Raw genomic sequence first — 23,228 nt, 5'->3', positions numbered from 1 at the left:
GGACGGCTCAGTCAAGCTCCACCGGCGGTGCCGCCAGCCGGCTCGACGTGAACCGGATGAGGAGCGGCGACAGCATGATCGGTAGGATCCACGCCTGCAGACGCATGCCGAAGGTGCTCTGCGGAATGTAGTGGCCACCGATCTTGCGCGAGACCGCCTGCATCCTCGTCACCAGCGGCCGCATGCGCGCCTCATAGCTATCGAGCGCTTCCGGGAGGCTTTTCCTCGCGAGTTCCGATGCGAGAATATACGCGCCGGCCATCGCCGTTGACGTTCCCTGGCCGGCAAGAAAGGTCAGGCACCAGGCGGAATCGCCCAACAATGCTATTCGCCCTCTCGACCATTTCGGGACTTCGATCTGTGACACCGTGTCGAAGAAGGCCTGGTCCCAGTCAATGGCAGATGTGAGTGCGGAGGCGACCGGTTCCGGCCAATGGCCGAATTCCTTCTGCAGGATGGCCCGGCGTGCCTCGGGATCGAGGCGATCCGTCCGCTCGTCCCGCCAACAGAACAAGGTGGCGGCCGTGCCATCGCCGACGGCGTAGAGCCCGCCTTGATGGTCGATATCCATCATGCCGACGAAACTCGCACCGAGTGGCTCGGCAAGCGGCACACGCCACGCGCTGGCGCGGTAGCCGAGTGGCCGGAGAAAATCCTCATGAGGGCCGAAGGCCAGGGCGCGGACAGCGCTGCGATAGCCGTCTGCGCCGATGACCAGGTCGAAACGGTCGCGATTTCCGTTGGAGAATGTAACGGTGACGCCGTCGCCATCGTCCTCGAGCGCCGTGATCGTGGTCTCGTAGTGGATGGGGCATTGCCCCTCGACAGCAGCGTACAGGATCTCCTGGAAGTCGTTGCGCATGATGGCGAGCAGACGGCCCTCTGCCGCCTTTGCCAACACACGATAGTCATAGGAGAAGAGCTTGCGGCCGCGCCTGTCCAGGTGGTGGGCGGGGCCGAGCGGCATGGCCTTGGCGCGAAACGCCTCGACGAGACCAAGCCGTTCCGCGACACGCCAGCCGTTGACATGCAAGCCGATGGAATAGCCGCCGGTCCGGCCACGTGCGGCCTTTTCCACGACGACGGGCTCGATACCATGACGCAGCAGGCAGGCGGCAAACGTCAGGCCCGCAGGCCCGCCGCCGACAATGAGGATACGCATGGAACTTCCTCAGAACGTCATGTTGATACGGCCGCCGATCGTGCGACCCTGGCCGAGCTGGTAGAGATTGCCGAGACCGGGATACTGGAAGCCGTAGGTCGTGTAGGTCTTGTCGAAGACATTCGTGACGAAGGCTTCGGCCGTGACCTTATCGTCGACTTCCCACTTCACGCCGACATCGGCCAGCGCGTAACCCTTTTGCCCGATCGTGTTGGTCTCGTCGAAATAGTGCTCGCTCACATAGGTGATACCGACATAGGGAACGAGTGTCCCGCGACCATTGTCCAGCTCGAAGCGATAATCGAACATGAGGTTTGCGGTAAATTCGGGAGCATAGGGCACGGTGTTGCCCGTCATGTCGGTGCCTGGGGTCACCGGGTTCTTGTAGTCGGTGAAACGCGTGTGGTTGTAGGCAAGGCCTGCGGTAACGCCGAGTTCCTCGGTTGGCTTGGCGCGCACCTTCAGGTCGATGCCCTTGGATGTGACCTCGCCGACATTCTGCAGATACTGCCACGGCTGCACGCCGACAAACATCTGGTAGTCTTTGGTGATGTTGTAATAGGCCGAGAGCTGCGCCTCCAGGGTGCCGGCCTCGTTGCGATATTTGAGCCCGACCTCGCCGTTGTAGGTGTGCTGCGGGTCATAGGTGAAGGCATTGTTGGCGGATGTCACGGTTCGCGTAAAGCCGCCGGCCTTGAAGCCCGTGCTGAGAAGGCCATAGGCGCGCCATTCGTCGCTGAGGCCGTAGCTGGCACCTAGTTTCGGCGAAAGGGCGGTAAAGCTGTTGTCTTCGTTGAAATTCACGCCACCGGCCGCTTCGGCCGCCGCATGTTCATAATCCAGGCGCAGGCCGGGCGAGATATCGAGCCGATCGGTGGCGTGCCATGTCAGATCGCCGAAAAGTGCGTAGGAATCGATCTTCTGTCGTGAGGTCTGGCTTGCGACCGGTATGCTCCGTGTAAAATCAAGATGCTGGTAGTAGAGGCCGGCCACGTAGTCGATCGGGCTGCCCTGGTCCGGATTGGAGGCAATGCGCAGCTCCTGGCTCAAAGTCCACTGTCGTTCCGGCGTGTAGCTTCCGAAGACCGTGCGGTCGAGATCGCTCTTCTGGTAGCCGGTCAGCGCCGTGATGGTCGCAAAACCGAGATCGTAGGCCGCGTTGATGCCAAAGTTCCAGGTGTCGAGATCGTATTGCGACGGCGCGGGGTAGGCGATGCGATCTTCCAGCATCGATTCGAGCACAAAATATTCTTCCGTCGACGATACATGGCCCCGGCCCGCCGTGACGGTCACATCCCAGGGGCTATCGGTTGGCGCATAGCGCAGGCGGACCTGGCCGTTGATATCCCGCGTGCCGCCGACATCCTCGCCGGTCATGGTCGTGTAGGTATCGTTCCCGTTCAGGAAGGAAAAGTTGGCGTCGCCATAGAGAACGTCATCGATGATCGGCGTGCTGGCATGGAATGTGCCGCCGGCGCCCTGATCCGTAAGGTTGGCATTGAACCCGATGCGTGCCTCGTTGTCTGGCTTGCGGGTGACGATATTGATGACCCCGCCGATGGCACCGCGGCCATAGAGCGTTCCCTGCGGACCATAGAGCAGTTCGACGCTCTGGAGGTTACCCGGCAGGGAGCGGGTCAGGTTGAAGCTGTCCTGCGGCAGACCATCGACATAGACCTGCGTGCTCGGATTGTAGAAATCGAGCGAGGCCTGGCCGCGAATGGTGAAATTGGCGTAGGTGCGGCTGGAGCGCGACCGGATGTTGACGTCGGGGAAGATACGGTCGAGATCGGCCACCGTATCGATATCGCGCATCAGCAATTGGTCGGCATTGGCTATGTCGGTCGCAGATGGCAGCAGGAAGTAGTCTTCACTGCGCTTTGTCGCGGTGATGACGATGGGTTCGAGCGTCGAGGTCTCTGCGGTGTCTTGCGCAACGGAGATCTGCGGGGAAAGGCCGACGGCAAGGGCGAGGAGGGAAACGCCGGACAAACGGTGACGCATCATGATTCCGATACCTTTTTTGGGAGTGCAAAGTTTTGTGGCGCCTTGGCGGAGGCGCCGAGTGTGCGGGGCGCGATGAGGATGGCAGCCAGGATGAAAATCGCCGAGGCGGAGAAGAGCGTGCCATATCCAAAGGCATTGCCGAGCACCCCGGCCACGGAGGAGGCGGCAATGGCGAGGATCGCGTCGATGCTCTGGAGTGCTGCAAAGTCCGTCGCCGTCTGTTCGGGATTGCACCAGTTCATCATCGCTGCGTAGAGCGCAACGAAGGAGAAGGCGACGGCAGCCACCTGCGCCAGGAGAATGCCGAGCGCGAGCATCGGCGTGGCTGTGCCGGTGAATTCCACCGTAGCGAGGGCGAGAAGCAGGAGAGCATTGAGGACAGCCGCGATGACGATCGAACGCGTGATTCCCGCCGCCTGCACAAAAAGCGCACCGAGCGAAGAGGCGATGAAGCCGGCAACAGCGCCGCCGGCGCCGCGCAGCAGGCCGATCGTGTCCAGCGCGATGCCTTTGTCGACGAGATAGGGGCCGGTCAGTGCCGAGCCCATGCGAAGGCCGACCTGATAGACGACGAGGAAGATGAGACCGTACATCAGCGCGCGGTTTCGGATTGTCTTCCTGAAGCCGATCGCCTGTGTCGTGGACGCTGTCCGCACGCGCGGACCGGCGAGATTGCCGGAGAGAAAAACCGGAATGGTAAGCAGGCAGACGAAGCCGGCCATCGCACCCATCGAAACCGCCCAGCCGGCATGCTGGTAGACGACGAGCCAAAGGCCGCCACCGATCAGGAAGCCGAGATAGGCGCCGGCCGTCGAGGCGCCGCTGGCAAGCCCGCGTGTCTCCGCATCGGAAGCGCGGACGGCGAGGGAGTCCGTCGCAACATCCTGCGTGGCGGCGAAGACGCCCATCACGAGCAATACGGCGGCGAGTGCTGCCATATGGGTTTGCGGTGGAAGGGCGATGGCGGCGAGGAAGCACAGGATGATGCCGGCCTGGCAGAGCAGGATCCAGGTGCGCTCGCTGAGGAACCGGTCGATCAACGGTGCCCAGAGGAATTTCAGCGCCCAGGGCAGAAAGAGAACAGCGAGGTAGCCGATCTGGTCGAGCGGCATGCCGGCATCGCGCAGCACGACCGGAAGGGCCGTTTGCACCATGGAGCCCGTGACGGACTGGGCAGCATAGAGGCCGGCCAGCAGGCCGAGCACGGACCAGCTTGCCGAGCGACCGGCAAAATTCGTAAAAGCAGTCGACATGACCCCTCGCAATGCAGTTGGCGACCTCACTAGGCCGATGCGTAAAACTTGACTATTGTAATCAGGTTCAGCGATATTGCGATCGGGTCTATTATTTGGTGGGCAGATGAATCTCCGTGTTGAACAGCGCGCTTTGGCGCAGTCCGATCAGGACGACGTAATCGTGCTTGGGCCGAGCCCGGCCGACTCAAGTTTCTCCGCGACATCGACAGAGGGCGCCTACAAGATCCTCGGCGTGCGGCCAGGCCTCACCATCTCGGTCTTCGACATGGTGATCGGTGCCGATTTTGTCGGCCGCTTCGCGACGGAGCCCTGCGTTGCCATCGATTTCCTCTTCGAGGCCTCGGGGCAGGGCTGGATTTTGGGCAGCGACGCCGAGCAGCGACTGTCATCGATCCCCTACCGACCGGGCCGTATCTACATCATGGTGGCACCGCAGGGTTCGGTCGGTCTCTACGACGTACCGGTCGGTACCCGCTTCAAGGGGATGGACATCCGGGTCGATATCGGCCTCTGGCAGAAGCTTGGGGCGGGCGATCTCCTTGCCAATCTTGACGAGCATCATGCGCTGCACATGGCGTCGGGCAATGGCACCTGGGTGGGCGTGCTGCCGGTGCCGCCGGATCTCCTGGCTGTCGCGCGGGCGCTGTTCGACAGTGCCATGGTGGAGAACGACGATCTTGCATTCGAGGCCCGCGCTCTCGACATCATCAACGCTTCCATCGCTGCGATGCGCCGCACCCAGCCGGCGCAGACCGTTCCGCCGCGCGACCGTCGTCCGCTGCAGCGTGCCCGCGACCTCCTGATCGCGGAGCTTGCGCACCCGTGGACGCTGGACGATCTCGCCCGCGCGGTGGGGCTGACGCAGAAGCGACTGAAATCCGGCTTCAAGAGCCTCTACGGCTTTGCCGTCTATGCCTTCCTGAAAGAGCGGCGATTGCTGGAAGCCCGCCGGGTCATCGAGAGTGGCGAGATGAACGTCACCCAGGCTGCGATTGCCGTCGGCTACAGCAATCCAAGCCATTTCTCCCAGCTGTTCCTGCGTCGCTTCGGCGTGCAGCCGTCACGCGTTCTGGCTTTGCGGTCTGGGGAGCCGGTCTCGTCGGAACGGCCGGCAGTGCCAGCTTCTGGCCCCACTCCATGACATAGGTCTTGTTCGCAGGATTTCTCGACGTTGGGAGTGGCCTTCACTTCGAATCGAGAGATTGGCGAAGCGTTGATGACATGCAGGCCCTCTTTCAGTCTGGGCCGGCTTGGTGGCGCATTCAGGAATCCCGGCCGATATTCGAAAACGCAACAATGTGGTGTCTTGCGACCGCCGCTCGCCGGTCGGAATCGAATATCCCGATGTTCTCATTGCCAATTCAGTCCTGACGTTCGACGCTGTCTGGCGAATACATGTTGCGACACCAAAAGCGGCTGACGTTCAAATGCGACATGGGAACGTCAGGGTTGTTCAAATCCCTAATCGATGATGTCAATTAATAGAAGAAAATCCGGCGACTTGTCTGCGCTCCTGAATGTCTGAATACTAATCAAAAGCTGTTGCTTAGGGGCGCATTGAGTGATGAAGAACGTAGAAGCCTTAATCGATAATCCCGGGGATACGATTGACCAGCTGGTTGCAGGACATCGAGTTGCTTACGGTCTTGCCCGTCCGTTCTATCACGACCCCGAGATCTACCGGCGTGACATGGAGCGGGTCTTCCGGCGGCATTGGCATTGCGTCGCGCATGAGAGCATTATCCCTAATGCGAACGACTTCGAGGTTTTTCATATCGACACGGAGCAGGTGATCATAACGCGCGCGGCCGATGGTGCGATCCATGCCATCCTCAACGTCTGTCGCCATCGCGGCGCGGAGGTCTGCACCAAGCAGAAGGGCAATGCGCGTGTTTTCGTCTGTCCCTACCACGCCTGGACCTACGGCAATGACGGAAGCCTGCGTGCGGCACGCCTGATGCCGAAGGATTTCCGGCGCGAGGATCACGGGCTGAAAACGCTGCATGTGCGCGTTGTCGAAGGTTTGATCTTTATCTCCTTCGCCGAGGTTTCGCTGGATTTCGGCGAGGTGGAGCATCTGCTGCACGCGACCTGCGGCCAATACGGCTGGGCCAACGCCAAGGTTGCTCATCGCGAGACCTACCCGGTTGCGGCCAACTGGAAGCTGGCCGTCGAGAATTATGTCGAGTGTTACCATTGCGGTCCTGCGCATCCGGAGTATTCGCAGACCCACGCGCTGGAACAGCCGTTGCATATGATCGAAGCGATGAACGATGCCCTGGAAGCGCGAACCTGCGCCCTCGGCATTGAGGTCGGCTCCGGCAATCACTGGCAAACCTCGCGGGAAGGCCGTGAAGCGATCCATGCCTTCCGCTATGCGCTCTACGAGGGGGTCGAGAGCGGCAGCGAGGACGGCAAGGCCGTCGCCCCGCTGATGGGGCGCTTTACCGATTTCGACGGCGGCGTCACCTCCATTCACCTCGGCGGAACCACCTTTCTCGTCTGCTATCCCGATCACGGCATGATCTACCGCTTCATTCCGAAGACGGCAGAGACCTGCGAAATGGAACTGATCTGGCTTGTCGATGGCAAGGCCGAGGAGGGCAAGGATTTCGATCTCGACAGGCTGACCTGGCTCTGGAAAGTCACGACGGCGGAAGACAAGGCGATCATCGAGCACACGGCGCGTGGCGTGCGCTCACACTATTTCGTGCCTGGTCCGATCGCGCCGATGGAGCACAATGAGCTTCGCTATATCGAGTGGTATCTCGACGAAATCAGCCATCCATGAAGATAAAGGCATAAGCATTTCTTTATATCTATTGACAATTGCCCCTTGATGACGTGAAGTCTGTGCGTCGTGGTTCCCTGGAGCGGCTTTGCCGTTTCAGGGCTAAGAGGGAATCCGGTGCGCCGAACATTCGGCAAAGCCGGGGCTGCCCCCGCAACTGTGAGCGGTGAGCCACTGTCCAGCATGTCACTGAGGCGCAAGCCTTGGGAAGACGGACAGCGGCGATGACCCGCGAGCCAGGAGACCTGCCAAGACGAAATAACGTCCACGGGCGGGGTGTCCCGGTGGTTGCTGCGCTCCCGCCACAGTGCGGGTACTCGCACGCGTCCGCTTTACCCATGCCCCCACAAACCAATGGGGTATGATCATGTCCAAACAAACTCTCTCCGTCGCCTCTCTCGGCTTTCCGCGCATCGGTCGCCATCGCGAATTGAAGGCCGCGCTCGAAGGCTTCTGGTCTGGAAAGATTGCTGAAAGCGATCTTCTCGAGACGGCGAGGAATCTGCGTGCCGAAAACTGGTCGCTCCAGCGCGACGAGGGGATAACACGGATTCCCTCGAACGATTTCTCTCTCTACGACCACGTTCTCGATACTGCCGTCATGGTCGGCGCGATCCCGGCGGCCTATGGTTGGACGGGGGGCGATGTCTCGCTGGCCACCTATTTTGCCATGGCGCGCGGCAGCCAGGGTGGCGGCCACGCCGATTGCGGCCATGCCCACCACGGCCACGGTGTTCCTGCGCTTGAAATGACCAAGTGGTTCGATACGAACTATCACTACATGGTTCCCGAGGTTTCCGAAGATCAGGTTTTCGCGCTCACATCGCAGAAGCCGGTCGATCATTTCCTTGAGGCCAAGGCGCTCGGCATCCACACGCGTCCGGTCGTGCTCGGCCCGGTCACCTTCCTCAAGCTTGCCAAGGCGCGGCCCTCGACCTTCAAGCCGCTCGACCTCCTCGCCAAACTGCTGCCTGTTTACGAGGAACTGTTCCGCAGGCTCGCCGCTGCCGGTGCCGATTGGGTCCAGGTGGACGAGCCGATCCTTGTCCTCGACCTGACCGAAGGCGAGCGTCATGCCTTCAAACTCGCCTATGAGGCACTGGCCAGGGCCGCGCCCGGCCTGAAGATCATGTTGGCGACCTACTTTGGCGCATTGACGGACAATCTCGACGCCGCCGCCACGCTGCCGGTTGCTGGGCTTCATGTCGATCTCGTGCGCGCCCCCGAACAGCTTGAAACGGTGCTCGCTGCGGTGCGGGCCGATCAGGTCGTCTCGCTTGGCGTGATCGACGGGCGCAATATCTGGCGGGCCGACCTCGCCGTTCTCCTTGATCGGCTGGCGCCGGTCGTGGCGTCGCGCGGTGCCGGTGCATTCGAGATTGCGGCCTCGTGCTCGCTGCTGCATGTGCCGATCGATCTCGAACTGGAAACGGGGCTCGATGCGGATCTGAAATCCTGGCTTTCCTTCGCCACCCAGAAGCTTGGCGAGCTGGCGGCTCTCGGCAAGGGTCTGGCGCAGGGCAAGGAGGCCGTGTGGGAGATCGTCAACCGTGCCTCGCAAGCCATCGCTGCCCGTGCGGCTTCGCCGAAGGTAACGGATCCGCTCGTGCAGGGGCGCATTGCCGGCATCGACGCGGCCATGGGGACGCGCAAGAGCATCTTCGAGACGCGCCGCCAGGTCCAGGCCGCGGCCATCCGGCTGCCGCTCTTCCCCACCACGACGATCGGTTCGTTTCCGCAGACCAGCGAGGTGCGCAAGGCGCGCTCCGCCCATACCAAGGGTACGCTCAGCTACGTGGATTACGAGAGCTTCCTGCAAAAGGAAACGGCGGCGGCCATCCGCTGGCAGGAGGACATCGGTCTCGACGTGCTCGTTCACGGCGAATTCGAGCGTAACGACATGGTGCAGTATTTCGGCGAGCAGCTTTCGGGCTTCGCCTTCACGCAACATGCCTGGGTGCAGAGCTATGGTTCGCGCTATGTCCGCCCGCCGATCATCTTCGGAGACGTTTCTCGTCCGAACCCGATGACCGTGCGGTGGTGGCACTATTCGCAGTCGCTCACCGACAGGCCCGTGAAAGGCATGCTGACCGGACCGGTGACGATCCTGAACTGGTCCTTCGTGCGCGACGATATTCCGCGCAGTGCGACATGCCGCCAGATCGCGCTTGCCATCCGGGATGAGGTCGTGGATCTGGAAAGCGCCGGCGCCAGGATGATCCAGATCGACGAGGCGGCCCTGCGGGAAGGTCTTCCGCTTCGCCAGAAGGACTGGCAGCACTATCTCGACTGGGCGGTGGAATCCTTCCGCCTGTGCTCGACCGGCGTTGCGGACGAGACGCAGATCCACACCCATATGTGCTACTCGGAGTTCAACGACATCATCTCGGCCATCGCGGCGATGGATGCCGACGTCATCTCCATAGAGACCTCGCGCTCGAAGATGGAGCTGCTCGATGCCTTCAGGAACTTCCGGTATCCGAACGAGATCGGCCCCGGCGTCTACGACATCCATTCGCCGCGCGTGCCCGAGGTGAAGGAGATGACCGATCTCCTGTCGCTTGCCCGCGAGCGTCTGCAGGATCGCCAGCTGTGGATCAATCCCGATTGCGGCCTGAAGACCCGCAAATGGGAGGAGGTCAGGCCGGCGCTAGTGAACATGGTGGAAGCGGCGCGCCGCCTGCGCAATGCCGATGGTTCCTCCGTGGCGGCGCAATGACCCGCTAGAGCGAGAAAGCAGCGATGCCGGGAGCAATCCCGGCATCGTCGAACTGCTTCATCGCTGCGGCCCACTCAGGAAATAGGTCGCTTCGATCCTCTTCGCGCGCGCCGAATGCCGACGAAAACCACAACTTCCTGTCCGGCTCCGGCTCGTCCGTGTCATCGGCAAGGCGGTCGCCACCGAGGACGAGGCTGGAATTCCGATCGTTCCTGTGTCGCCGTAAACACCGGGAATGTCGTAATCTCGAAGGTCATTGCGCCCGGTTGGTGGAATGCTTGAAGCGTTCAGGGTGCCATCGCGACATCGTCGGGATGGATAATTGGGAAGCCGGTCAAAAGCCGGCGCTGCCCCCGCAACGGTAACGGAACGAAATCTCGGCGAATGCCACTGGCCGCAAGGCTGGGAAGGTGTCGAGAGGGTCCTTCAGGACAGTTCCGAAGCCCGGAAACCAGCCTTGAATCCATGACTCGGCCGATTGCGGTGGGCGATCGAGAGGCGAACGGCGTTCCCTCGTGATCGCTCCGTTCCATCCTCTTTTCCATCCTTCGTCGAGAGACGTTTTCGCGGGCCGCCCGGCGTTCCGCGTTTGCATTTTGACCATGATCCTGCCCGCGGAGGAGCGGGCAGGGCGGCATCAATTCAGGAGGATAGAGAGCATGAGCAGGAACAGAGGCGTCGTCTACATGCGGCCGGGCAAGGTCGAAGTGCGGGATATCGACGATCCGAAACTGGAAGCGCCGGATGGCCGCCGCATCGAACACGGCGTCATTCTCAAGGTGATTTCCACCAATATCTGCGGTTCGGATCAGCACATGGTGCGCGGCCGCACCACGGCGATGCCGGGCCTTGTCCTCGGCCACGAGATCACCGGCGAGGTCATCGAAAAAGGCATCGATGTCGAGATGCTCGAGATCGGCGACATCGTCTCCGTGCCCTTCAATGTCGCTTGCGGTCGCTGCCGTTGCTGCAAATCGCAGGATACCGGCGTCTGCCTGACGGTGAACCCGTCGCGCGCCGGCGGTGCTTATGGCTATGTCGACATGGGCGGCTGGATCGGCGGGCAAGCGCGTTACGTGACGATCCCCTATGCCGACTTCAACCTTCTCAAGATCCCGGATCGCGACAAGGCCATGTCGAAGATCCGCGATCTCACCATGCTCTCGGACATCCTGCCTACGGGTTTCCATGGCGCGGTGCGCGCGGGCGTCGGCGTCGGTTCCACCGTCTATGTCGCCGGTGCCGGCCCGGTCGGTCTCGCGGCCGCCGCTTCCGCCCGTATCCTCGGCGCCGCCGTCGTGATGATCGGGGATTTCAACAAGGAACGTCTGGCGCATGCCGCAAGGGTGGGCTTCGAGCCGATCGACCTTTCCGCCAGCGATCGGCTGGGCGACATGATAGCGCAGATCGTTGGCACGAACGAAGTGGACAGTGCCATCGATGCTGTCGGCTTCGAGGCGCGGGGCCATGCGGGTGGCGAGCAGCCGGCCATCGTTCTCAACCAGATGATGGAGATCACGCGGGCTGCTGGCTCGATCGGCATTCCCGGTCTCTATGTCACCGAGGATCCGGGTGCGGTTGACAGCGCGGCCAAGCAGGGCAGCCTGTCGCTGCGCTTCGGTCTCGGCTGGGCGAAAGCGCAGTCCTTCCACACCGGCCAGACGCCTGTGCTGAAGTATAACCGCCAGCTCATGCAGGCCATCCTGCACGACCGTCTGCCGATCGCAGATATCGTCAATGCGAAGGTTATCGCACTGGATGATGCCGTCCAGGGCTACGAGAGCTTCGACCAGGGCGCGGCGATGAAGTTCGTGCTCGATCCGCATGGCGACCTGCTGAAAGCCGCCTGACAGACCATGGTCGCCGGGCGTCTCGCGGCCGGCGACCCCTCCATCATGCAGAAGGAAAACGACCGTGTCAGAAATCCGGGATGTGTTGAGAGATCACCTGATCGACCACAGGACGCGATGGAGCATGGGCTCCTTCGGTGCCATCGCCGAATTCCATCAGGATAAAGGCGAGTTTCTCGAGGTCGACGCATTGGCGATGTTTGCCCGCGCAACGCCCCGCGGCGCAATCCGACTGCACGTTGAGACGATAGGGCAAAGCATTCCTGTTGCCTACGAAACCCTCAGTCCAAAACCCCACCGCTGGGGCCACGGACTTGCCCTTTGCCTGCCGCAGAACCATGCGGGGATGGCTGGGCGGAAGACCCTGACCGAACTTGGACCCGATGAACACGCTGTCCGCCCCGGAGACAGGGGAGGCGTCCTGTTCGATATCGGTCTTGACCTGCCTCAGTGCGATTTCTGTATCCGCACCAGGGATCCGGATTTGCTCGCAGTCTTGCGGGCCAATACCGGCCGCAGCCTCTTCGATCCCGGCAACCCCGTTGGTGCAGCGATAATCGCCACCCATCCGCATCGCGTCGCGCTGACGCGTATAGGTCGCATCGAAGTCTTCCAGAAGATCGGCGGACCGGACACGGGAGGTGTTTCTCCTCGAGGGCCGCATAGCCATCTCCTCCCGCACTTGCTGAAATCCCGGCATATACATTCGGCGAACATTCCAGTCCCTCGCCACCACATTCCTGTTGGTTATTTCCATCCTGCAAATCCGGTACTGGACAGCACAGGACGTGACCTCGAATTCGACATCGACGCCCATGCGCGTTTTCAGGAACTCTTCGAACGCTTTGCGCGCCGTGACCTGCCGACTTTGCGCGCTGCGGTCCTGGACGGCCTCGCGCGGAAAATCGAACCCGAACAGTTCCTGGCGCACTCAGACCGCTTCAGCCGGGCGACGGTGCGCATTACACTGCGCCAGCAATACCGTCTCGCAAAGCGTTTCGGCGGCGGCTCCTATCTCGATCTGATAGCGAAATGGTGTGATGTCCTCGATCGTTGCTCGGATACTTCGATGGCGGAGGACGATGCGCCCGGCTACAGAGCTTCCGAATGGGGTGCGTCCGCTATTCCGTTGGTCGCAACGGGATAGTCGCTTCACAGCCCCCGAGGCGAACCAAGTGCCTGCTCTGCCCATTGTGGCAGGCCCGGTCATTGGCGTCTAACGTCCAATAGCCTTTCCAGTACGGCTTCGATATCGTCCAGAAACCCGGCCCAGGTGCCATCCTCATCGATGCCGACAATGCGCAGGAGAAACAATCCTTCGACTGCGAGAAATGCCACCCTTGCGGTCTGTGCTTCCGCTGACGCTTCCCCGAGCCGCTCGAAGATCCCTCGATACCACTGGCGCGTCTCCCGCATATTGTCGGGGTCCTGGAGATAGGTGCTCATGAGGCCTGCCATCTTGGCGTTCATCGCTGGCTGGGAGGCGCGCATCGCGCGGATGTAGCTTCGGATCAGATCGGCCGGGCTCGATGTCTCGTCCGTAATCAGCATGGCGTCGAACTGGCTGGTCCACCGCTCGATCAATGCGCGCACCAGATCATCCTTCGATGCAAAGGAATACTGCACGCCGCCTTTCGATATCCCGGCGGCACGGGCCAAGGCGTCGATCGTCAGTGCCTTGGCGCCTTCGGTGCGGACGATCTCTTCGGCGAGATCCAGCAGTTGCTGGCGAGTGATTGTCGGTTTCCGGCCCATTTTCCATCCGATCACATAGGATTTTCATGTTGAAATCCATACGTATGTATTTATATCGATGCCGGCAACGTATTTCAGGTGAACCATGTTCGTTACCCACGCCGATCCGAGACGCTGGCTGGTTTTGATAGCCGTTATGCTTGCCTTCCTGCCGGTCGTGCTGGACATGACGATCCTGCATGTCGCCGTGCCCACGTTGACCCAGGCATTGGGTGCTTCAAGCACCGAGGTTCTGTGGATCATCGATATCTATCCGCTGCTGATGGCGGGCCTTCTCGTGCCGATGGGCACGCTGGCTGACCGGGTCGGTCAGCGTCGCATTCTGTTGATAGGCCTTGTTGTGTTCGGCGCGGCATCCGCGCTTGCCGCCTTCGCGCCGAACGCACCAATGCTGATCGCGGCACGCATGCTGCTGGCGCTGGGCGGATCGATGATCATGCCTTGCGTTCTCGGCATCATCCGCCGCGCCTTCGAGGATGAAGGCGAGCGCGCCATGGCGCTGGGCCTCTGGGGTACCGTCGGTGCGGCGGGCGCTGCCGTCGGCCCGTTGATCGGAGGCGGCCTGCTCGAACATTTCTGGTGGGGATCCGTCTTCCTGATCAACGTGCCCGTGATGCTGGTCGTTGCTCCCGCGTGCTTTCTTCTTTTGCCGCGTGTCGAGGTTACAAGCCCGGGAAAATGGGCGATCGGCCAGGCACTCCTCCTGATCGTCGGCATGATTTCCGTTGTTTACAGTCTCAAGGCCGGAGTGGGAGCCAAGCAACCGCTTGCCGTCGTTTTCCTTGTCCTCGTCTTCGGACTGGCGATGCTGACGGTCTTTGCGCGCAAGCAGTTGCACGCCCGCGAGCCGATGCTTGATCTATCGCTTTTCACGCATCCCGCTATTGCAGCGGGAATGATCATCGCAGTCGTTGCGAGCGGGGCGCTGGCCGGGGTCGAACTGACGCTGGCGCAGGAACTGCAATATGTTCTGGACAAGACACCGTTTCAGGCGGGGGTCTTCATGATTCCCATCATGGCGGCTGCGGCGGTGGGCGGGCCCGTCGCGGGGTATTTGTCGAACCTCTTTGGCTTGCGCCTCGTGGCCAGCCTGTCGCTGCTCGTATCGGCAGCCGCGCTCGGTTTTCTTGCCACAAGCGATTTTCATGACCCGGGCGTGAGCGTTCCGGTGTTGCTTGCTGTGTTGGGCTTGATGCTCAGCATCGGCCTTACCGCATCGTCCATCGCGATCATGGGCTCGGTGGAAGCCAGCAAGGGCGGTGCGGCGGGCTCGCTCGAGGCAACGAGCTATGAACTCGGTACAGGCCTGGGGATCTCTCTGTTCGGCGTCTTCATGTCGGCAGCGTATCGTCATGCCATCGCAATCCCCGAAGGCCTGACCTTGGAAGAGGCCGGGGAGGCCACCCGCTCGATTGGCGATACCTATCTCGTCGCCCGTCGGCTTGGCATGGAACAGGGGGCGCCGTTGATCGAAGCCGGGAAAGACGCGTTCAGTTCGACCCACTCGGTATTGCTGTCGACCGCCGCCGGCTTGATCGGCGTTCTCGCCGTTTTGGTCTTCTTCATGCTGGCCAGCTATCGCGACAAGGAAGCGGCCCACGACTAGGTCAAGTCTTGCGAAAGGCCCGAAGCACGAAGTCTGCGCCCTCACGCGCCAGCCGGTCGGGATCCTCGATCGTCGCCTCTTCTGCATATTCGAGATGAGCGATCGTAATGCTCGCGACCATCAAGCGGCCGAGGGAAGGGTCGATATCGACGAATTCGCCGCTGCGTATTCCCTGTGAAATCAGGTCCTCGAGCGAGCGGTAGAATGTTTTGAGCTTTTCGGCGAGTTCGGCCAGTTCCGGCGATTTCAGTGCGTCGCCGGTATAGATCGCGGACATGGCGATCGGCATGCGATGCAGCGTCGACAGATCCCAGACAAGATACTGATGCAGCCGCTCGGAGGCCGGCCCCGCTGTGCGGCACGCGTTCTCGATGCGGACGGCCGCCTCGTTGAGGCTGAGGGAGAAGATCTCCTCCACGATCGCCTTCTTGTTGGGAAAGTGGTGGAAGAGCGAAGGCTGCTTGATATTCACAGCCTTCGCGATCTCGCGCGTCGTCGTGGCGCGGTAGCCGAGCCTTTTGAACAGCCTCGACGCCTGGATCAGGATTTCCTGTCTGGTGTCGGCGGCTTCCATGAGGCTTCTCCTGCGTTAAAAGTCGTCTCCAATCTCACGCCGCCGATTGACGGTCAGATTGAAGACGTCCCTGCGGTCATAGTGACCGACGACATCGAGATCGTGTTTAAAGCGGATCGTGTCTGCAAGATCAATCGTCGCCACGACCGTTTCCCCGCTGAAGACGGGACCGACGATATATTCACCGTCCGGTCCGACGACCCCCGAACCGCCCTGCAGCCCGTCCTGCCCACCGAGCCCGATGACGAAGGCGCCCCGAAGTTGTTCGGGAACCCGGTCGACGGGGAGATAGGTGCCGGCGCTGACGACGAAGCAACGCCCCTCGAAGGCGTAGGAGCGGCAGGCGAGTTGATGAGCAGCCGGCATATCGGGCCAGACAGCGATGTGGATCTGCTCGTCGGCGGCGTGCAGCGCCTGCCGGGCGAGGGGGTGCCAATGCTCCCAGCAGACAAGTCCGCCAAGACGGCCTGCCGGCGTCGGTACGGCGACGAGACCGGCCGCGTCGCCCGGCGCCCAGACAATCCTTTCGGTATGCGTCGGCAGCAGCTTGCGGTGCACGTTGAGGATGCCGCCGTCAGGTCCGATGGTGACGAGGCTGTTGAACAGGATGGCCGATGACGGCCGTGCCCGCTCATTGATACCCATGACCACGGTGATGCCCGCCTCGCGCGCTGCCGTGCAAAGCCGTTGGGCCTCAAGGCTATCGAGCACGAGGCTGGCTTCCACCAGCCTGCCGAACCAGTTGCGGGCTTCCGCACTGTCCCACCCGGCCATGCCGAAAACCCAGGCGGGATACCCGCCGAGCCAGGTCTCGGGAAAGACGATGAGGTCGGCACGATCGTCGCCTGCGGCGCGAATGGCCTGCTCGGCCATGGCGATACCCGCCTCCAGATCGAGCAGCGGCGGCGTATCTTGTATGATGTGAAGTCTTGTCATGGGAACCTCAGGCGATAACGAAAGACGAGACGGCGGCGGCGGTCAGGCCGAGCGCGAAGCTTGAAAGCGAGCCGAAATCCAGCCACCAGGCGAGCCGCGTGTGCGTCGGCCAGTCCGGCCACCAGGCTAGCGCACCTGTGGCGAGCGCCGTGTAGTAGCCGCTGACGACGAGCGTCCAGCCGATCGCCGTGGGGAGTGCGGTGAAAGAGCCGAGCGCCAGCAGGATGGTACCGATGACGAGCGCATCGACGTGGCCCTGCCGAAGCCGCGCGATCTGCTTGATGGCGAGCCACCCTTTGGGCTTGTCGAGCGCCATGTAAAGCAGCATGCCGGAGAGGCCGCCGATTGAAAGAAGGACGAGTCCGGCCTGGGTCAGGAAAATCATGCGGCTTCCTTGCGGTGTTTGCGGGCGGCGCTGATCATTGCGAAGGCCGCGACGAGCGCGAAAATCATCAGCGGCGCCCATATGAGAAGATCGGATGCGCCGGGCGGGGCGAGTTCGGCCCGCGGCCAGGCAATATTGGTCGTTTCGAAGGCCAGCCAGACAAAGGCGACGATGTTGACAGCATAACCGAAGCCGCCGGTGCGGAATGCGCCGTTCGGCTGCCAGCGTCCGGTTATGCGGGCATAGAGGGCAGCTGCAACGACGAGGAAGAAGGTGGCGTAGAGACCCATCGTTCCGAACGAGATCATGGTGCCGATCGCGTTGTCGTTCAGGCCAAGCAGCAGGGCGAGAGCCGTCATTACGGTGACGAGCGTCATCGCTGCCACCGGAACCTTGTTGCCCAGGCTCACCCGGGCAAGACGGTTTGCCCCCGGCAGCATACCATCGCGGGCGAGGCCGAAAACGATGCGTCCGGTATAGGCCTGCATCGAGACGATGCATGCGAGGAAGGTGGCGACCACGATCGCGTAGAAGGGGCGCTCCGACCAGCCGCCAAGGCTTTCGGTAACGACCGCCGTGACGGGATCGGCAATGCCGCCAGAGACGATCGACTGGAGATCGGTGCTGGCAAGCGTGATCGCAATGGCGACGAGGACCACGAGAGTGCCAACGGCGGCCGTCGCGCCGATGATGGCCTTGGGAATGTTGTTGCCCGCTCCATCCGTTTCCTCGGCAACGGAGGCACTGGCATCGAAGCCAACGAATGCCCAGCCGCAAACCGCCAGCGCCGTCAGGAATGTCGCAAGGGTCGGTGCCGTGCCAAGCGTGTCGAAGAGGATGCTGAAGGGCTGGTTCTGGAAGAAAATGATGAGCACGACGCCGATTCCGAGCGAGCCGATGACTTCTGCCGCGATGCCGATATTCACCAGCACCGCGACAAAGCGGATGCCGCAGCTGTTGACGACGAGGGACGCCAGCAGCAGAGCCATCGCGATCAGGGCGCGGTTCATGCCTTCTGGCTCGGCCCCGGTGATCAGAAGGCTGGCCCACGGAGCTGCGAGATAGGCGACGGTGGCGAGAGCCGCTGTGACGGCAAGGGCATAGACAATGCCTGTGAACATGCCGTAGCGCCGGCCGGCGAGCCGGGTCGTCCAGTGATAGGGGCCGCCCGCGATGGGGAATTCTGACGCCAGTTCCGAATAGACGAAGGCGACCGTGAGCTGCCCCGCGAGCGACAGAAGCAGCATCAGGATCCAGGCCGGTCCTGTCAGCTGAATGCCGAGCGAGAAGATCGCGTAGAGGCCGACGACCGGTGCGACGGTCGCGACGCCGATCGAAAAGACCGAAAACAGTCCGATGTCACGCTTCAGTTGTTGATCGTAGCCCAGTCCCGCCAGTTGGCCGGCATCGCCTTGCAATGGTGTGGTCATGCTGTGCTCTCCCATTTTTTGCTCCCTATCATTTGATAGGGAAGCTATGCGAGAGCTTCCATCCTTGTCAATTGGCTATTCTGGAAAAGGCTTTTTGAGAGGGCGAGGGCGCGCGACGGCGTGATCGGCAGGGCGGGGTGAAGAGGCTCGATCAGGTCGGCACGTTGGCCGACGGCGGCTTGTTCTGCGCAGGCGTCTGCCGAACTTCAAGGCAGGTGCAATCGGCTAAGCCATTGACCGCGAGGAGGTTTGTAGCGGTTTTCACCGCCTGCCTTTTTACGCCACCTGCGACGAGTGAGGGAATGCGGACCAGCAACACATCAATTGCATGGTCTCGCCTGCGTGAAAAAGCATATGGGTTCTACTCGCCTGGAGAATTGCAGCTGCGGCGAGGTCTTGTCCAATGGGGCCGCGATCTGCCACGCGCTTCGCCCGGCTAGAGTCGCCAATGGTGAAGGCGCGCACTGTGCGTATGTCTGAGGAGCCATGAACGACCTATGCGTTCAACGGAACCGCGGTACGTTCCAGAACGCTGCAACGTTTCCACCGACGCAATCGGCTGTCTGCGCTAGCCGCCGGCGAGCCTCGGCAGAAGATAGATTTCCGCTCCCGCTGGTAGTTCCTTCGACCACGTGTCGCGGTAGATCGTTCCGTCTATCGCCACCGCAATCCCGCGATCCATCAATGGCGTGAGCCCAGGGAACCGTTCACTCAACTTCTTGAACAGTTCCCTGATGTTTTTTGCCTCGACCTCGACCTTGCTGTTGCCCTCGGCCGCCGCTGCGAGCGCACCCCAGAGCGTCACTTCGACCATCGGACCTCCTTATGCCTCCAGCGCCGCCAGGATTCGCGGCGGCGACATGGGGATATGCTGCATTCGCACACCCACCGCATTGGAAACCGCATTGGCCACTGCGGCAAGCGGGGGAACGATGGACGTTTCCCCGACGCCGCGAACCCCATAGGGGTGATTGGGGTTTGGTATCTCCAGGATCTGAGTGTCGATCATGGGCAGATCCGAGCAGACGGGGATGCGGTAGTCGAGAAAACCAGCATTCTGCAGCCGGCCATCCTTGCCGTAGATATATTCCTCGTTGAGCGCCCAGCCGATGCCCTGCGCGGCACCCCCTTGATACTGTCCCTCGACATAGGTGGGATGCACGGCCTTGCCGGCGTCCTGCACCACGGTGTAGCGCAGGACCTTGGTGGCTCCGGTTTCGGGATCGACCTCGATGTCGCAGATATGGGTCGCGAAGGAGACGCCGGCGCCGTCCGCCACGATTTCGCTATGACCGGCAATCGGGCCGCCCGTGGTTCCTGATGCTGCCGCGATCTCCTTCAAAGACAGATTGGGAAGGTTTCCGTGTGTTTCACCCTTGGCGACGGCGTGGCCCTTTTCCCAAGTCACGTCCTCAACCGGTATGTCCCACATCTGCGCCGCGCGGGCGCGGAGGATTTTGATGGCGTTGCGGGCGGCGGAAATGGTGGCCATCGAGGACGAGAAGGTGCCGCGGCTGCCGTCGGTCATGTCGTTATAGCCGAGGCTTGATGTATCGGCGATCACGGCTCTGACCTGTGCGTAGTCGATCCCGAGCTCTTCGGCTGCCACCAGCGAGAGCGACGCGCGCGAACCACCCACATCCACCGTCCCGACAGCCAGCGAGACCGTGCCGTCCATGCCGATATTCAGATCGGTGCATGTCTGGCCCCCGAAGTTGAACCAGAAGCCGCAGGCCATGCCGCGCCCCTGATTCTTGCCGAGGGACGCTTTCATGTGGGGATGATTTTTCACGGCTTCCAATGTCGGGCCAATGCCGATCGGGCCATAGACCGGACCGTACGATGCCTTGGTGCCTTCCTGCGCGGCGTTCTTGATACGGAAGTCCACGGCATCCATGCCGACCTTTTTGGCCAGTTCGTCGATGGCGCTTTCCACGGCAAACGCCGCCATCGGTGCCGAAGGCGCGCGGTACGCAGCGGTTTTGGGTCGGTTCACCAGGACCTCGTAACCGACGGTCCGGACATTTTCGAGCTTGTAACAAGCGAATGCGGTCATGGCGCCGACTTCGGCCCATGATCCCGCATAGGGGCCGCACGAATAGCGAAGCGTCGCATCGGCGGCGATGATCGTTCCGTCCTTCATCGCGCCGATTTTCACGTCGATCGATGTGGCGCTGGTCGGGCCGGTTGCACGAAACACCTCGTCACGCGTCATGACCAGCTTGACCGGCCTGCCGGCCTTGCGCGAAAGCGCGAGCGCGACCGGTTCAGCCCAGACATGCGTCTTGCCGCCGAAGCCGCCGCCGATTTCCGACGACGTCACGCGCAGCCTGGAGGCTTCCAGGCCGAGCAATTGTGCGCAATGCTGGCGATAGACGAAATGGCCCTGCGTGCAGACCCAGAGATCCGCCGTGCCATCCGAACTGACATTGGCCACGCAGGCATGAGGTTCGATATAGCCCTGATGGGTCTGTTCGGTCTTGAACGTCCGTGCGACCACGAAATCCGCCTCTGCCATGCCGGCATCGACGTCGCCATGCCCGAACTGGCTGCGCATCGAAACATTCGACGCGCGATCCGGCTTCGGATCAACGCCGGTCGTGAAGATCGTCTCGTTGATGAGGGGAGCATCCGCGGCAAATGCCTGGTCGACGTCGGTGACGTGTGGCAGGAGTTCGTATTCGACGTCGATGAGCTTGAGCGCCTGCTTGGCGGTGCGCGCGTCGATCGCCGCCACAGCGGCCACGGCATGCCCGTCGTAGAGCGCCTTGTTGCGTGCCATGCAGTTGTCGAGAATGTCATACATCGACGTGTCGCCGTCGGTGAGGTCGGGCAGATCCGCCGCCGTCACCACAGCCTTTACGCCAGGAAATTGCTCGGCCTTCGACGTGTCGATCTTGCGAATTACGGCGTGGGCGTGCGGGCTGCGCAAAATCCGTCCAATCAACTGGCCGGGCATGTTGAAATCGGCACCGTAGCGCGCACGGCCCGTCACCTTGTCGACGCCATCAGGCCGGATCGGGCGCGTGCCAACGGAGGAGAAGCTGCGTGCCGCGTGGCTGGGATCAAAAGTCATGGTCATGCTCCTCTCATAACGCTGGCGGCGTCCTGAACGGCGCGCACGATTTTGTCATAGCCGGTGCAACGACAGAGATTTCCGGCAAGGCCGAAGCGTATTTCCTCTTCGGTCGGATCCGGGTTCTTGGCCAGAAGATCCTTGGCGGCGATGAGAAATCCGGGAGTACAGATCCCACATTGCAAGGCGGCATGCTCAAGGAATTTCTGCTGCAGCGGGTGAAGCCGGTCGCCCTGCGCCATACCCTCTACAGTAGCGATCTGACGGCCTTCCGCCTCGGCCCCAAGCACCAGACAGGAACAGACCAGGCGGTCGTCGAGAATGACGCTGCAGGCGCCGCAGTCACCCGTGCCGCACCCCTCCTTTACGCCCATGAGGCCCAGGCGTTCACGCAGCACTTCAAGCAGCGTTTCGTCGGGATGACAGAGGAACTCGGCATGATCGCCATTGATCGTCGTCGAAACTGCAATACCTGCCATCACTTTTGTCCTGCACGTTGATAGGCGGTCAGCGCGACGCGCTTGGCCAGCACGCCCGCGACTTTCTTTCGGAATTCCACGGTGCCCCGCTTGTCGTCTATGGGGCGACAGGCGCCGGAACAGACCTCGGCAAGGCGCTCCAGCGTGCTGTCGTCGACGCGGGAACCAATCAGGATATTGGCCGCCTCTTCGACCAGAAGCACGGTCGGTGCCGCAGCGCCGAGCGCGACGCGCGCTTTCTCGACCACACCCTGATCATCGAGGGTGAGATTAACCGCAGCACTGACGACGGCGATGTCCATCTCTGTTCGCGGCGTGAACCGTTGATAGGCGTCGCCCGAATGTGGCGGGCGCTTGTCGAGTAGAATGGCTTCGATGATCTCTCCGGGCGCAAGCGATGTTTTGCCGGGAGCGACCGGCACCATTTCGACAGCAATCGTGCGAGAGCCGGCCGGGCCTTTGATGACGGCCTTTGCGCCGGCTGCCACAAGCGCGGGCACGCTGTCAGCCGCCGGAGACGCGTTGCAAAGGTTTCCAACGATGGTGCAACGCCCCTGCACTTGCTTGGAGCCGATCAGTTTGGCCCCCTCGACCACGCCGGGCCAGGCGTGCCGGAGGGCTGTATTCTCGCCCAGGACGGCGCACGGTACGGCAGCGCCGATGACAAAACAGTCGTCGCTTTCGGTGATGCGTCCCAGGGCATCTATGGCTTTGATGTCGATGATCAGGTCAGGCTCGATGAACCCGCCTTTCATTCTAACCAGCAAATCGCTTCCGCCGGCCAGGATCGCGGCCTTGCCTGACGCTTCAGCCAGCAGGCCAACGGCATCCTCCAACGAACTTGGGCGAATATAGCGCAAAAGGATACTCCTTGTGATGAAGTCGGGCCGGAAGCGAATATCGCAGCCCGCAATAACCGATGCTGCGACGATAGGGGTGTCGCAACCGCCCGACAACGCTATTGGAAGCACCGGTTCGACACAAGCCGGGTCCCCAGTCCCGATGAGGGGCCGGTGCAAGTCCCAAGACGGCGTGCAGTCTGGGCTTGGTCCTGGCGATACCAACTCACGCCTTGCAAGCAAACTCGATAACGCGATTATGCGCTGCGTTTGCCGACATTCTCAGCGGAGTTTTCCAGGCGTCGTTTTCCGTCGGCACAAGGAGCGCACCGGCTTGTGCCCAGAAGCAGTTCGTTGTTCGTT

18 protein-coding genes and 2 riboswitches are annotated in these 23,228 nt (G+C 61.8%); of the genes, 6 read left to right on the top strand and 12 right to left on the bottom strand.

Annotated features, from left to right (window positions below):
* Positions 1-7: 7 nt before the first annotated feature.
* From MUU55_RS18680 to MUU55_RS18670, 3 genes are read right to left on the bottom strand one after another with little or no spacing between them, the layout of a single operon-like run.
* A complete protein-coding gene (locus MUU55_RS18680) occupies positions 8-1,162 on the bottom strand; it encodes an FAD-dependent monooxygenase (RefSeq protein WP_244762282.1) in 1,155 nt (384 codons plus the stop codon).
* 9 nt (positions 1,163-1,171) lie between these two features.
* Positions 1,172-3,169, bottom strand: a complete 1,998-nt coding sequence (locus MUU55_RS18675) for a TonB-dependent receptor (protein WP_244762281.1) — start codon at positions 3,167-3,169, stop codon at positions 1,172-1,174.
* The gene (locus MUU55_RS18670; protein ID WP_244762280.1) at positions 3,166-4,422 is read right to left on the bottom strand and encodes an MFS transporter; all 1,257 of its coding nucleotides are present in this window, start codon (positions 4,420-4,422) and stop codon (positions 3,166-3,168) included. Before MUU55_RS18670 ends, MUU55_RS18675 begins: the two co-directional genes overlap by 4 nt.
* A gap of 106 nt (positions 4,423-4,528) precedes the next feature.
* On the opposite strand from MUU55_RS18670, the gene MUU55_RS18665 reads away from it, so the two are divergent.
* From MUU55_RS18665 to MUU55_RS18645, 5 genes are all read left to right on the top strand, one after another.
* Entirely contained in the window at positions 4,529-5,566 is a 1,038-nt protein-coding gene (locus tag MUU55_RS18665; RefSeq protein WP_244762279.1) for a helix-turn-helix transcriptional regulator, read from the top strand.
* A 423-nt stretch (positions 5,567-5,989) separates the two neighbouring features.
* Positions 5,990-7,216: an aromatic ring-hydroxylating oxygenase subunit alpha gene (locus MUU55_RS18660; RefSeq protein ID WP_244762278.1), complete on the top strand. Its 1,227-nt coding sequence runs from the start codon at positions 5,990-5,992 to the stop codon at positions 7,214-7,216.
* 53 nt (positions 7,217-7,269) lie between these two features.
* Positions 7,270-7,483, top strand: a riboswitch (cobalamin riboswitch).
* Positions 7,484-7,583: 100 nt separating this feature from the next.
* Positions 7,584-9,935, top strand: a complete 2,352-nt coding sequence (metE, locus tag MUU55_RS18655; protein ID WP_244762277.1) for a 5-methyltetrahydropteroyltriglutamate--homocysteine S-methyltransferase — start codon at positions 7,584-7,586, stop codon at positions 9,933-9,935.
* A 273-nt stretch (positions 9,936-10,208) separates the two neighbouring features.
* A riboswitch (cobalamin riboswitch) is annotated at positions 10,209-10,409 on the top strand.
* Positions 10,410-10,594: 185 nt separating this feature from the next.
* Positions 10,595-11,785: a formaldehyde dehydrogenase, glutathione-independent gene (gene fdhA / locus MUU55_RS18650; RefSeq protein WP_244762276.1), complete on the top strand. Its 1,191-nt coding sequence runs from the start codon at positions 10,595-10,597 to the stop codon at positions 11,783-11,785.
* A gap of 64 nt (positions 11,786-11,849) precedes the next feature.
* The gene (locus MUU55_RS18645; RefSeq protein WP_244762275.1) at positions 11,850-12,932 is read left to right on the top strand and encodes a DUF6925 family protein; all 1,083 of its coding nucleotides are present in this window, start codon (positions 11,850-11,852) and stop codon (positions 12,930-12,932) included.
* A 59-nt stretch (positions 12,933-12,991) separates the two neighbouring features.
* Here MUU55_RS18645 and MUU55_RS18640 read toward each other — a convergent pair whose 3' ends face one another.
* Positions 12,992-13,540, bottom strand: a complete 549-nt coding sequence (locus MUU55_RS18640; protein ID WP_244762274.1) for a TetR/AcrR family transcriptional regulator — start codon at positions 13,538-13,540, stop codon at positions 12,992-12,994.
* An 85-nt stretch (positions 13,541-13,625) separates the two neighbouring features.
* On the opposite strand from MUU55_RS18640, the gene MUU55_RS18635 reads away from it, so the two are divergent.
* A complete protein-coding gene (locus MUU55_RS18635; protein ID WP_280519028.1) occupies positions 13,626-15,146 on the top strand; it encodes an MFS transporter in 1,521 nt (506 codons plus the stop codon).
* Position 15,147: 1 nt separating this feature from the next.
* Here the strand turns inward: MUU55_RS18635 and MUU55_RS18630 are convergent, their stop codons facing one another.
* From MUU55_RS18630 to MUU55_RS18595, 8 genes are all read right to left on the bottom strand, one after another.
* Positions 15,148-15,720 (bottom strand): TetR/AcrR family transcriptional regulator, encoded by a 573-nt coding sequence (locus MUU55_RS18630; protein WP_244762272.1) that lies wholly within the window; start codon positions 15,718-15,720, stop codon positions 15,148-15,150.
* Between the two features lie 15 nt (positions 15,721-15,735).
* Positions 15,736-16,656: a carbon-nitrogen hydrolase family protein gene (locus MUU55_RS18625; RefSeq protein ID WP_244762271.1), complete on the bottom strand. Its 921-nt coding sequence runs from the start codon at positions 16,654-16,656 to the stop codon at positions 15,736-15,738.
* 7 nt (positions 16,657-16,663) lie between these two features.
* Positions 16,664-17,041 carry a hypothetical protein gene (locus MUU55_RS18620; protein WP_244762270.1) on the bottom strand — a complete coding sequence of 126 codons (378 nt, stop codon included), beginning with the start codon at positions 17,039-17,041 and terminating at the stop codon, positions 16,664-16,666.
* Positions 17,038-18,471 carry an APC family permease gene (locus tag MUU55_RS18615; RefSeq protein WP_244762269.1) on the bottom strand — a complete coding sequence of 478 codons (1,434 nt, stop codon included), beginning with the start codon at positions 18,469-18,471 and terminating at the stop codon, positions 17,038-17,040. The genes MUU55_RS18620 and MUU55_RS18615 overlap by 4 nt, the downstream gene beginning before the upstream one ends.
* 568 nt (positions 18,472-19,039) lie before the next feature.
* A complete protein-coding gene (locus tag MUU55_RS18610; RefSeq protein WP_244762268.1) occupies positions 19,040-19,285 on the bottom strand; it encodes a MoaD/ThiS family protein in 246 nt (81 codons plus the stop codon).
* 9 nt (positions 19,286-19,294) lie between these two features.
* Complete coding sequence (locus tag MUU55_RS18605; protein ID WP_244762267.1) at positions 19,295-21,547, bottom strand: xanthine dehydrogenase family protein molybdopterin-binding subunit; 2,253 nt, start codon at positions 21,545-21,547, stop codon at positions 19,295-19,297.
* A gap of 2 nt (positions 21,548-21,549) precedes the next feature.
* Positions 21,550-22,026: a (2Fe-2S)-binding protein gene (locus MUU55_RS18600; protein WP_244762682.1), complete on the bottom strand. Its 477-nt coding sequence runs from the start codon at positions 22,024-22,026 to the stop codon at positions 21,550-21,552.
* The gene (locus MUU55_RS18595; protein ID WP_244762266.1) at positions 22,026-22,886 is read right to left on the bottom strand and encodes an FAD binding domain-containing protein; all 861 of its coding nucleotides are present in this window, start codon (positions 22,884-22,886) and stop codon (positions 22,026-22,028) included. Before MUU55_RS18595 ends, MUU55_RS18600 begins: the two co-directional genes overlap by 1 nt.
* Between the last annotated feature and the right edge of the window lie 342 nt (positions 22,887-23,228).

It is taken from the genome of Shinella curvata, assembly GCF_022899935.1.
GTDB classification, from domain to species: Bacteria; Pseudomonadota; Alphaproteobacteria; order Rhizobiales; family Rhizobiaceae; genus Shinella; species Shinella curvata.
This window is presented reverse-complemented; position numbering and strand designations above follow the sequence as displayed.

What these genes read in the sequence shown, in the direction of transcription:
- MUU55_RS18680 (WP_244762282.1), bottom strand. Translation starts at nt 1,162, where the DNA reads ATGCGTATCCTCATTGTCGGCGGCGGGCCTGCGGGCCTGACGTTTGCC.
- MUU55_RS18675 (WP_244762281.1), bottom strand. Translation starts at nt 3,169, where the DNA reads ATGATGCGTCACCGTTTGTCCGGCGTTTCCCTCCTCGCCCTTGCCGTC.
- MUU55_RS18670 (WP_244762280.1), bottom strand. Translation starts at nt 4,422, where the DNA reads ATGTCGACTGCTTTTACGAATTTTGCCGGTCGCTCGGCAAGCTGGTCC.
- MUU55_RS18665 (WP_244762279.1), top strand. Translation starts at nt 4,529, where the DNA reads ATGAATCTCCGTGTTGAACAGCGCGCTTTGGCGCAGTCCGATCAGGAC.
- MUU55_RS18660 (WP_244762278.1), top strand. Translation starts at nt 5,990, where the DNA reads ATGAAGAACGTAGAAGCCTTAATCGATAATCCCGGGGATACGATTGAC.
- metE (WP_244762277.1), top strand. Translation starts at nt 7,584, where the DNA reads ATGTCCAAACAAACTCTCTCCGTCGCCTCTCTCGGCTTTCCGCGCATC.
- fdhA (WP_244762276.1), top strand. Translation starts at nt 10,595, where the DNA reads ATGAGCAGGAACAGAGGCGTCGTCTACATGCGGCCGGGCAAGGTCGAA.
- MUU55_RS18640 (WP_244762274.1), bottom strand. Translation starts at nt 13,540, where the DNA reads ATGGGCCGGAAACCGACAATCACTCGCCAGCAACTGCTGGATCTCGCC.
- MUU55_RS18635 (WP_280519028.1), top strand. Translation starts at nt 13,626, where the DNA reads ATGTTCGTTACCCACGCCGATCCGAGACGCTGGCTGGTTTTGATAGCC.
- MUU55_RS18630 (WP_244762272.1), bottom strand. Translation starts at nt 15,720, where the DNA reads ATGGAAGCCGCCGACACCAGACAGGAAATCCTGATCCAGGCGTCGAGG.
- MUU55_RS18625 (WP_244762271.1), bottom strand. Translation starts at nt 16,656, where the DNA reads ATGACAAGACTTCACATCATACAAGATACGCCGCCGCTGCTCGATCTG.
- MUU55_RS18620 (WP_244762270.1), bottom strand. Translation starts at nt 17,041, where the DNA reads ATGATTTTCCTGACCCAGGCCGGACTCGTCCTTCTTTCAATCGGCGGC.
- MUU55_RS18615 (WP_244762269.1), bottom strand. Translation starts at nt 18,471, where the DNA reads ATGACCACACCATTGCAAGGCGATGCCGGCCAACTGGCGGGACTGGGC.
- MUU55_RS18610 (WP_244762268.1), bottom strand. Translation starts at nt 19,285, where the DNA reads ATGGTCGAAGTGACGCTCTGGGGTGCGCTCGCAGCGGCGGCCGAGGGC.
- MUU55_RS18605 (WP_244762267.1), bottom strand. Translation starts at nt 21,547, where the DNA reads ATGACTTTTGATCCCAGCCACGCGGCACGCAGCTTCTCCTCCGTTGGC.
- MUU55_RS18600 (WP_244762682.1), bottom strand. Translation starts at nt 22,026, where the DNA reads ATGGCAGGTATTGCAGTTTCGACGACGATCAATGGCGATCATGCCGAG.